The organism is Streptomyces sp. NPDC002206, from assembly GCF_053593595.1.
In genome coordinates this window covers 1-9,527 of record NZ_JBSFCW010000072.1, presented here as the reverse complement: position 1 = coordinate 9,527, position 9,527 = coordinate 1, and the positions used below count along the sequence as shown (strand labels likewise).

Annotated in this window: 9 protein-coding genes; 3 read left to right on the top strand and 6 right to left on the bottom strand. The window is 66.5% G+C overall.

Going from position 1 to position 9,527, the window contains the following annotated elements; translation table 11 throughout:
* Positions 1-94: 94 nt before the first annotated feature.
* Both ACWCP8_RS40680 and ACWCP8_RS40675 read right to left on the bottom strand, forming a co-directional pair.
* Positions 95-409 (bottom strand): hypothetical protein, encoded by a 315-nt coding sequence (locus tag ACWCP8_RS40680; RefSeq protein WP_352271825.1) that lies wholly within the window; start codon positions 407-409, stop codon positions 95-97.
* Positions 410-891: 482 nt separating this feature from the next.
* A complete protein-coding gene (locus ACWCP8_RS40675) occupies positions 892-2,229 on the bottom strand; it encodes a YncE family protein (protein WP_451121573.1) in 1,338 nt (445 codons plus the stop codon).
* 379 nt (positions 2,230-2,608) lie between these two features.
* Here ACWCP8_RS40675 and ACWCP8_RS40670 point away from each other — a divergent pair, with 379 nt between their 5' ends.
* On the top strand, positions 2,609-3,127 hold the full coding sequence (locus ACWCP8_RS40670) for an RDD family protein (protein WP_451121571.1): 519 nt from the start codon (positions 2,609-2,611) through the stop codon (positions 3,125-3,127).
* A gap of 619 nt (positions 3,128-3,746) precedes the next feature.
* Here the strand turns inward: ACWCP8_RS40670 and ACWCP8_RS40665 are convergent.
* Entirely contained in the window at positions 3,747-4,301 is a 555-nt protein-coding gene (locus tag ACWCP8_RS40665) for a flavoprotein (RefSeq protein WP_352271829.1), read from the bottom strand.
* Between the two features lie 229 nt (positions 4,302-4,530).
* A complete protein-coding gene (locus tag ACWCP8_RS40660) occupies positions 4,531-4,740 on the bottom strand; it encodes a hypothetical protein (RefSeq protein ID WP_352271831.1) in 210 nt (69 codons plus the stop codon).
* A 946-nt stretch (positions 4,741-5,686) separates the two neighbouring features.
* On the opposite strand from ACWCP8_RS40660, the gene ACWCP8_RS40655 reads away from it, so the two are divergent.
* Both ACWCP8_RS40655 and ACWCP8_RS40650 read left to right on the top strand, forming a co-directional pair.
* Positions 5,687-6,802 carry a baeRF3 domain-containing protein gene (locus ACWCP8_RS40655; RefSeq protein WP_352271833.1) on the top strand — a complete coding sequence of 372 codons (1,116 nt, stop codon included), beginning with the start codon at positions 5,687-5,689 and terminating at the stop codon, positions 6,800-6,802.
* 939 nt (positions 6,803-7,741) lie between these two features.
* A complete protein-coding gene (locus ACWCP8_RS40650) occupies positions 7,742-7,975 on the top strand; it encodes a hypothetical protein (protein ID WP_451121568.1) in 234 nt (77 codons plus the stop codon).
* Between the two features lie 183 nt (positions 7,976-8,158).
* Here ACWCP8_RS40650 and ACWCP8_RS40645 read toward each other — a convergent pair whose 3' ends face one another.
* Both ACWCP8_RS40645 and ACWCP8_RS40640 read right to left on the bottom strand, forming a co-directional pair.
* Positions 8,159-8,530: a hypothetical protein gene (locus ACWCP8_RS40645; RefSeq protein ID WP_451121566.1), complete on the bottom strand. Its 372-nt coding sequence runs from the start codon at positions 8,528-8,530 to the stop codon at positions 8,159-8,161.
* A gap of 763 nt (positions 8,531-9,293) precedes the next feature.
* Positions 9,294-9,527: transposase (locus tag ACWCP8_RS40640; RefSeq protein ID WP_451121564.1), on the bottom strand; the 234-nt coding region annotated here is incomplete at its 5' end.

Below are 9,527 nucleotides of genomic sequence, written 5' to 3'. Positions count from 1 at the left end.
CGACACCTCGAAGCGTGAAGAACGGCCGCCCTGCTGTCCCTCGAAGAACACGAGATCAGCGGGTCGAGTGAACCGGCGAGGTTAAACGCCAAGCTCAGGGCGTGCCACTGTCCTGCTGATTACCGCCCGTGCGATGGCTCACCATAATCACGATGAGACCGGTCAGCAGCAGCACGCCGCCGCTCAGCGACCCCCACTGGCGGGTGTCAGGGTCGCTGAGCACCCAGAAGCAGACCTGTTGCCAGCCCAGGGCGAAGGCAGCCACCAACTGGCCCCACCCGTAGAGGCGAGGGCGGTGGACCGTCCGCCGGTTCGCGGGGAGCACCCAGCCACGCGTAATCCCCGCTACGCCCGAGGCGGCGATGAGCAACGCCAGCAGAACAACAGGTATGGCAACGTAGAGCTTCATGGTCCCTCCCTGCGCGCCGGAACCGCGCCGGACACCGGCGTGATCATGGCACCCGCCGCGCTGCGCGTCCACGCGCTTCTCCGCAACCCTCGTGATCGGCCGGACAGTCCTAGCGATCCGGGCCGTGCCCGTTGCATGCCCGGTCCAACGGGAAGCGGCGGGGACTCACGGGGAAGCTCGGCCACAGTTCAGTTACGGCCAACGTCAGACGCGTCCCAGGTCAGCCAGCGTCCGCATACCGCGTCTTCCAAACAGGTGCTCCAAGCCCGTCGCGTCAGGTTTCACCGGGCCATGGAGGCTTCATTGTCCTACGTTGACAGCTTCTGGCGGAGGGCTACCTGTCCACTCGGTGGGTACCGGCAGTCGAAGCCCATCCCACCACAGGCGGCCCGGCCGGACCCGGGGGTCGCGTGGCACGGCTACTGAGGTCAAAGGCCCCGTACCTGGCTGGTTCGGGGCCTTTGGTGGTGTGTTCAGGGTGGCTACTTGGTGATCGTCACCGTCGTCTGGGTCGTTGCGGGCATGTGCTGGCTGTCGCCCTTGTAGGTGGCGGTGTAGGTGATGTCACCCGTTTCGCGCGGGCGTTCCGCGAACGTGAACTCGCCCGTCGCCGTGGAGACGGGGAAGGTGCCGACCGGAGTGCCGGTCGGGTGTTCCGCGTCCGTGCGGGTCACTTCCACCGTCGTGCCGGTTGGGAAGGGCTCCGCTGCCGACAGCTGTCCGGTGACGGTCAGGGCCTTGCCCTTGTGGGAGGTTGCGGGGGCCTGGAGGTTGAGGGTGGTGTCCAGCTTGCCGGCGTCCGGGAGGACGTGGAGCGTGGGGGCGCTGCCGTAGGAGAAGCCGGTGATTGCGAAGAGGCGGTTCTCGTCCGGGGCCCAGGCGAGGCCGTCGCGCTGGAGGTCGTTCACGGCGTACTCGCGGAACGCCGGCCAGGTGGAGCCCGGGCGGTAGGTTTTTACGAAGTCGCCGTCTGCGCCCGTCGCCACTGTTTCGTCGGCCGCCACGGCCACCGCGTTCGGGAATTGCCAGCTCGAGTGGTAGCCGTTCGACGACAGGTCCGACAGGCGGACGATCTGGTGGTCGGACGGGTTGTTCGCAGCGACGACGATGTTCTGGCCGTCCGCCGTCACCGCGAAGTCGTTGAGGTACGAGATCGACGGCGACGAGGAGAAGGAGCGTTCGGTGCGCTTTTGCAGGCCGCCGACCGCCGTGTCGTAGACCGCCAGGGTGGCCGGGCTGACGCCCTCCTCGCCCGCCACGAGGACGTTCGGGTCGGCAGGGGACGATGCCAGGGCCGGGGCGTAGTACCAGTACCGACCGCTCGGGACGAGTGTCGCCGCCGGGGCCGGAGAGGCCACGTCGAGCGAGCCGATGCCGCCGTTGCTGTCGACCGTGTAGCCGAACCACAGCTTGCCGCCCGCCATCGCCAGGTTCTGGGGCGAGGTGTCCGCGCCGGTCGGGTAGCGGTTGGTCTCGGTGAGGGTGGCGGTGTCGATCTCGGCGATCGCGCCGACCGTCGACAGGGCCACGTACAGCTTGCTGGAATCCGCCGAGAGCACGAGGCCTGCGGCCCCCTCCTCGGCGGTGATCTGCTGGACAACCGCACCCGTGTAGTCGGTGACGACGATGCTGCCGCCAGTCGGGTCGCTGACGAACACCCGGTCGTGCACTCCGTCGACGACGATGTCCCGGAACGAGGAGCTGGGCAGTGCCACGCTCGTCTCCTCGGCCGTGGCCGCCGCTGCCCCCGCCCCGATCAGGGTTAGCGAGCCGATCAGTGTCGCTGCCACCGTGACGGCGGTGTGTTTGTGGATGCGCAAGTGGAGAAGGCTCCTCGAGTTGGGGCGGCCGTTTTCGACCCCCCAGTGGTAGAGCGCTGGGCAGTGGACATGTGTCACTGGGCGGGTCGCCGACACCTCGCGCGTCGCTTAGCTTGGTCTTTAAGTCTCCTTGTCGGTTCCGCCGCGTCGAGGCATGTTCACTTGCACTGTTTCTTGCCGACCGGGTGGCGGGGTGCGGGAGGGGTGAGGGGCGGCCCTTGGGGCGGCCAGGCCCGGAGTGGGCGGCTTTCGGCGTACTGGCCGGAATCGGCCAGGGGGCCAGGGAGAGCAGTGGCGATGGGGGCTGATATAGACTCCGCGCCTGTTCGCCCTGTCCGTGGCCGAAAGACGGCTCCAAGATCGAAAGTGTGGATGCGGAATGCTCGGACGGATGTCATTGGGCGACGACCTCGGTTCCGATCTCGGCTCCTCTTCGCTGCCCTGGATGGTTGTCTCATCCCGTTCGCTGCCCGGCTCCCCGGGAGACGTCATGCGGCGGGGCATGGCCGTGCTCATCGATCTGGTGATCGCCGTGGCTGTCATTCTCGGCCCGCTGATCGCCCTCGATCGGATCCTCGTGGCGGCCTCGGAGGATGACGTCTGGTTGCCCTCGGCCGCGGTGTGGTCGCTCGCCTTCCTGCTGCTGTACTCGCCACTGAGCGTGTCGCGATGGGGCGGCACGGTGGGCAAACGGCTCCTCGGCATGGAGGTCGTGCGGAACGCCGACGGCGGACGGCTCTCCTACGGCGCCGCACTTGTACGCCACCTGAGCAACCTCGCGGTGAACACGGTCCCGGTATTCATGGTCGCCCACATGACGGTGACCAACCTCAGCCCGAAGAGGCAGGGCCTGCCAGACCGGCTGGTTGGCAGCAAGGTGGTCATGCGGGGTCGGTGACGGTGCAGTCATGACGGGCGATCACGAGCAGCAACCCGGGCCGACCGCACATGCGCGCTCATACCAACGCTCGAGGGCGGCCCCGGGCGAGTTCGTATCGAGAGGGTCGGTCCGTGCCACAGACGTGCCAGATGGAGCGGGGACTCAAGGGGAACCGCGGTTGCCAGCGGAGCTGAGGTGTTGGTGGCACAGGAGTTGGCGTTACCCGGGTCAGCGCCCAACTCGCCCCACCACGCTCCTAAAGCGGGGGTCGCAGTTCGGTTTCTCCCCGGTCGAGATCACCGCCTGACGGCGTCTCTCATCCTTTCCTCGGGCGCATCAAGGGCACAGACGCCAGTCGCGCCACAGAGGAGACCAGCCCTGGAATGAGGAACCATGGCGGCAGATTCTCCGCCGGCATTCCGACGGAGAGGGCCGCTACGGACAGCATCAACTGCGCCGCTGCCACGAAGCAGCCGAACGTCTGGTTCGGAGGCAGCCAGGGCAGCGCGGCCCAGGCGACGGGCAGCAGTAGCCATAGAACGAGCGCGATAACCATCAGTACCTTCTGTCTTCACCGGCTTCGACTGCTCAGGACCGGCAGGCCCTGGCAAGCGCTCGCCGTACCTGCACGGCACGATCACACCGCAAACCGGCGAGAAGCATCGGTCGCTACCTTCTGGATGGACTTCATGATCGTGGGCCAGGGCAGCTCTCGAACTTCTGGGCCCTCGCGAGGTCCGTACAGTGGCCAGACGTCAGGACCGTAGACAAGATCTACGTCCGCCTTCCGCAGTGTCTCGATGTGCCCCTGCCATGCCGGATGTCTTGCATGAGCTGCGTTGACTCGGGGGAACATCACGACGGGGATGCCGGTCGTGCCGAGCGCCTCGCTCACCTGCGTCAGGGCTTGGTTGTCGGCGATGCCCGTCGCGAGCTTGGCGATGTAGTTCGCACTCGCGGGTGCGACGACGTAGCAGTCGGCGACCGGGTGGGGGCGGGGCTCGGTCGGCAGGCGAGGTGCGTCCCGTACTGGCAGGCCGGTCAGTGTCTCCAGCCGGTCGAGCTCGCCGTTCGCCCTCATCCACCGGCCGGCATTCGGCGTGAGGGTCACGGCCACTTGCCAGCCGAGAGCGATGGCTGGCTCGACCATGCCTGTGCGCAGCGTCTCGATTCCATCGGCTGCTGTACCCACGACTGCCAGCACTCCGCGACTGACTGCGCTCACCGTTCCACCGCCCCGTATTAGTCCGTCCCCAGGGCCAGCAGTACAGCAGAGAAGTACAGCAACCACACCGACTGCCAACAACCGTGGCCGATCCCTACAGCCCGTGTCGCCAGGCCAACAGACCTCAGTGATCGTCGTGCCGATAGTTCGCATCGAGGGGGCCAGCGGTAACGCATCACTGGTGGCCGACGCGGCCTCACGAGTAGAAGCCCACCCAGTACTCGTCACGACTGCACACGAAGGCATCAGGATGCTCGATGCGCAGCACCTCGTACCGGGCGGCAAAGATGTCCAGCGCCTCATGGAGCGAACAGCCGAGGTGCTCTCGGATCACCATGAGGCCGCGGATGATGTGCTGGGCGATGATCCGGTCGTCGGCAACGTCGATTGCGGCACCATCGGTCATGGCCGTGATCGAAGCCGACCCGCCCCCCATTCGCAACAGAGTTTGCCGCCCTGATCTTGCGTCCCACCACGAACTCAGAATGACCGGGCAGACGGGACGGAAGCTTGGGGATTGTACGGGAAGGTGCGTCGTGTGGCTCGGCGATGCCGGTCGCACGCCTCCGCATGAAAAGGAGGCCGAGCTCAGAAGATCCTCAAGACTTTCGCCTTGGATGCTACGAGCGCCGGATGGCATGCCATGGTCATCGCACGCGAGAACCCGAGAGCGTATCTGCAGGCGTTTGCAACCACTGAACGAGGGAGACGCACGTGTTCGGAGTAATGCCCCTGGGCGCCGAGATCGCTACAGCTGTCACGATCATCGCTGCCGTCGGACTAGCCATCATCGTGATCCGTTGGTTCAAGGCACAGAAGCGATAGGTTGGGGCCGCCTCCGGGCCGTGATCGAACTTGCAAGGCGCGTGTCGGCGGCGCGCGCGTGCCAGATCCGTGCCAGAACGAGCGGTCAGCCGCCCGGAGTTCCTCGGTGACCTGGTCTCGGAATTTGGGGCTTTCCCAGACGGTTTCGTAACGCGCTCTCCTGCCGCGCGTCCCCCACTTTCCCATGTCATAGTGGAAAAACCGCGCGCTCACCCCAACGGGGGAGAGCATGTTAAGAAAGCGCAGCCTCGCTGCTCACATCGAAGATTCTCTGATCCTGGCGAGACCCGCCCGGCCACTGGCCTGTCTCAACCTCCCCTGTTCCTGTTCTCTTTCCCCAACAACACTCCGAATGAGGCTGGATATGCGGGACGGCTACCTCGAGGGATACCGGTCGTACTACAACCTCTGCCGTGTTGTGCCGTCAAACCCGCCCTTTACCCGTCAATGACGGCTGCCGCGGTCACGGACAGCCGGTTGCGCGGAGCGCACGAGCAGAACAAAGGGCCCACCAGGAAGGCACCCTCATGGAAACTGATGCCCTGACTTCCGACATGCTGCGAGACCTGCGGTCTGACAGGCCTTACCCGGCGGTCTCCCTGACGATGCCGACGCACCGGCGCGAGCCGGAAAACGCCCAGGACGCGGTACAGCTGCGCAACCTCCTTGCGGAAGCCGAGCGCCGGATCGACACCGACCCGCAGGCATCGCGCCAGGACCGCATTGACCTGCACGCCCAGCTGGAACGGGCAGTGGCCGACGTCGATCTGCGCCACGTCATGGACGGCCTGGTGCTGTACGCCACCACTGAGGAGCACCAGATCTGGACCGTGCCGCGTCACGTCCCTGAGCGGGTAGTCCTCAGCGACACCTTCCTGACCCGCAACCTGGTCGCTGCCAAGGCCCAGGGCCACCCCTTCTGGGTGCTGGCTGTCGCCGCCGACAGGGCGACCCTGTGGAGCGGCGCAGGTGACACCCTCCACCTGCACGAGGGGAACGGATTCCCCGTCGTGGCCCCGGAAGGCGAGTGGGACGTCCAGCACAAGGAACGCGTGGGCGACCAGCCGAGCACTTTTAGCGATGAGCACACCCGCCGCTTCATGCGCACCGTCGACACCGCGCTCACCGCGATGCTGTCAGCCGAGCCCCGCCCACTGTTTCTCGTCGGACTCGCCGAGGCCATGACCCTGCTGCAGGAGGTCGGCACCGCAGCCCGTGCCCCGGCCGCCACAGTGGTCAAGGGTGGCCTCACCGACGGCCCCGAAAGCGTCCTCCTCCAGGAACTCGAACCCGCCCGCGCCGCACTGGCAGCCCAGGAGACCAGCCGGGTCGACACGGCGCTGGACGAGGCCCGCAGTCGGCGAACCTTCGCCGCCGGGCTGGATGAGGTCTGGGAAGCTGCCAGCGCCGGGCGCGCCGCGATGATCGCCGTCGAAGAGCACTTTCAGCCCACCGTTCGGCTGACCGACGGCCACCTCACCCCACTGAGCGGCGAACCAGAGGGCGGCTGGGAGGCCGGCGTTCGCGAGGACATCGTCGACGAACTCGTCGAGACCGCCCTGGACCACGGCACCGAAGTGGTCTTCCTCCCCGACGACCGCCTCACCGAACATGACCGGATCGCCGCAGTGCTGCGCTACTGAACCCCGGTAGTTGCGGTAGGCCGGGGCCGCCTCCGGGCCGTGATCGAACTTACAAGGCACGTGTCGGCGGCGCGCGCGTGCCAGATCCGTGCCAGATCGAGCAGTCAGCCACGGTCAATTGGGGTGCGAGGCGGTGCAGGCACGCGCTGACAGGCTTGGCCCTGCTGTACGGCTGCTGACCAGCCAAGTCCGTCCTGTGGTCGGCGCCAGGCTTACAAAGCAGATGTCGGCGGTTCGAAACCGTCCGCGCCCACCAGCCAGAACGCCCCCGCAGCGACCCGCTGCGGGGGCGTTGACGGTAGTAAGTGACTGCAGTTCCTCAGGCGCATCGCGTAGCAGTGGGCTGCGTGAGTAGAAACTTTCTCTACGGGTTCAAGCACCCGGCTGCGCTTCGCTCCGCCGGGCGGGCTTCCCGGCTCCGCTGGGGCTGCTGCTCCTGCCTTCGGCCCGCTCCGCCCCGGCTGCGCCGACGCCCGCCCACTGTGGATAGGCCTGGAGGTCATGAGTCGAGCACCCGACGAACGCGGCCTACGGTCACAGACGATGCCTCCGGCGGGGGATCGGCCGGCACCGGGTGGGAGGGGGCGCAGTTCCCGGCCGCGGGCACATCGTGGCGAGCGTTGGGGTCTCCCATCCCGTCCACCATCGACCCAGGCAGAGCCGAGCAGACGCGGCCCATGGCGTCCAGGTCGTTCGTACAGTGGCGCGCTCCACCTGGACGCCATGAACCACGCCCGCTCCACAGACGTGTGGGTCGACGGCGGACGGGATGGGAGCTGAGGAGAGTGGTGGGTTGTGCTGGGGGTCGGAGCAGCCGCGTCGAGCTGTTTGATGACGCAGAAACCTCAGCTGCACCCTGTGCATGTCCCTTGACCGCCTGATCGACCCCACTGAGGATGGGGCAGGCCCGTAGACGGTGTCCAAGTGGAGGGGGGATTGGTGAGGCTTGCGGAAGAAGGCGATGCGCAGATCTTGGTAGGGATTTTGGGCGTCGTTCTCACGCTACTCGGAGGTTTGTTCCTCGGCTTCGCCGCTCTCACCGGCAAGGTGATTCGGGAAGAGGACGAGGAAGGGCGTTCCGCTGAAGCTCAGAAAGTCCGCCGAACCAGAGCGGGATCGATTGCGATCGGGGGCCTTCTGGTCGGAGTCGGGGTGTTTCTCTTCTTCTCTTAGGTCATCTGACATCAGCGGCTGACACCAACAAGGGCGTACGTCACCGATCAACGCCGAACCTCAGCGCTAGCCGGACCATGGGTCGACAGACGTTCACCATGGTCGAGAAGGTGCCTCGATCGACCTGATAAGGATGAGGCCAGATCTCAAAGCTGGCATCCGGCACGGGCACGGTGGCCAAACTCAGCCAGCACCCGGCGGGTCTGCTTCTGTTGGTGCGCCACGGCCTACGGTCAACGACCAACGCACGGCTGAGAACGTCTCGACGGACACGACTCCACTGCGCTCCACCCCGGACAACGCGAACTCGTTGGAGACGGTGCTGACCTGGTCAGCACCGCACTCCAGGGGGAAGGAGACTTGCACAGGCCGCACCGTCACCGTGATCTTCCCCTTGCCCTGGCAGCTCACCGCGATGGTCAGGGCGTCGCCCTTCTTGCCCTTGCTGTAGGGAATGCTGCCGTTCCCAGTGGTCACCTTCTGGCGGCCGGCGAGTGATGCGTCAGAGTCCAGCTCCGGCGGCTTCTGTAGGGAGGGCTGCGTGGTGCCGGGCACGGTGTCGGCCGTTGCCGGGACCGGCGTCGTGGAGCCGTGGGGCCGCGTGGGTTGCCCGGTGTCCGAATGATCCGTTGTGCACGCGGCGACGGACAGGAGCACCGCGGCACACGCAATGCCCACCAGTGCACGGGTGCGGCGAGACATATCAGCTCTCCGAGACAGCCCAGCCGACGTAATGCGGCGTGTGGATGATGACCTTGCGTTCGCTGTCGGCAGGCAGCTGTCGAGATCATGTCAGCGCTCCTGGATAACCACCACCCTTCACCGGGGGCACGATCATCGTGGGTCCTGTGCACCGCCACTTGGGATCGACGCCAATAGCAACTTTCGCCACAATCGTGGGCTTCTGCTTCCTCTTCAGTGCCTTCGGCCTCTACCGACGGGCCTACTGGCCGGAGCCATCGGGAGCAACGGCATACCAGTACACAGCAGCCCCAACCTTCCAAGCCGGCGCTGTACAGCAGCGAGGTACAGCAACCACCGAGCCCACAACCGACCCCCACCAGCCGCAGACGCCCAACTGACGTGCTTGGCGGACCTCAGCGACCGCCGTGCCCGTAGTTCGCATCGAGGGGGTCAGGGGCCTTAGCCTTGATCCACCGACGTGGTTTGGGGAGTGATCTTGTGACCGGTCTCGAGCCGGTTTCAGGTCGGCGGTTGGGCATGGGCAGGTTGTAGCCGCTGGTCTGCCCAGCTTTTCCACAGGGTTCGGTTCCGGTTGGGCCCTGGCGGCGGGCGGGTCGGGTGGGGGCTGTTCGTGTCAGCCGGGTGGGCCGTGGACGGTGTCGAAGAGGTGTGTCCAGGCGTGCTGCCAGGGCCAGTTGTGCGGCAGGTGCAGGGTGATGCGTCGTGCGGAGCGGGCGATCCGGGCCGGGACCTGGACCAGGTGGGTGCGGATCGTGGCGGTGGTGGCTTTGGCGTGGAAGGCGGAGGTCAGGGAGCCGGTGGCCCGCAGCAGGTTGTAGGTCATCGCCCACAGGGTGAGCCAGGCCGC

What these genes read in the sequence shown, in the direction of transcription:
- ACWCP8_RS40680 (WP_352271825.1), bottom strand. Translation starts at nt 409, where the DNA reads ATGAAGCTCTACGTTGCCATACCTGTTGTTCTGCTGGCGTTGCTCATC.
- ACWCP8_RS40670 (WP_451121571.1), top strand. Translation starts at nt 2,609, where the DNA reads ATGCTCGGACGGATGTCATTGGGCGACGACCTCGGTTCCGATCTCGGC.
- ACWCP8_RS40660 (WP_352271831.1), bottom strand. Translation starts at nt 4,740, where the DNA reads ATGACCGATGGTGCCGCAATCGACGTTGCCGACGACCGGATCATCGCC.
- ACWCP8_RS40655 (WP_352271833.1), top strand. Translation starts at nt 5,687, where the DNA reads ATGGAAACTGATGCCCTGACTTCCGACATGCTGCGAGACCTGCGGTCT.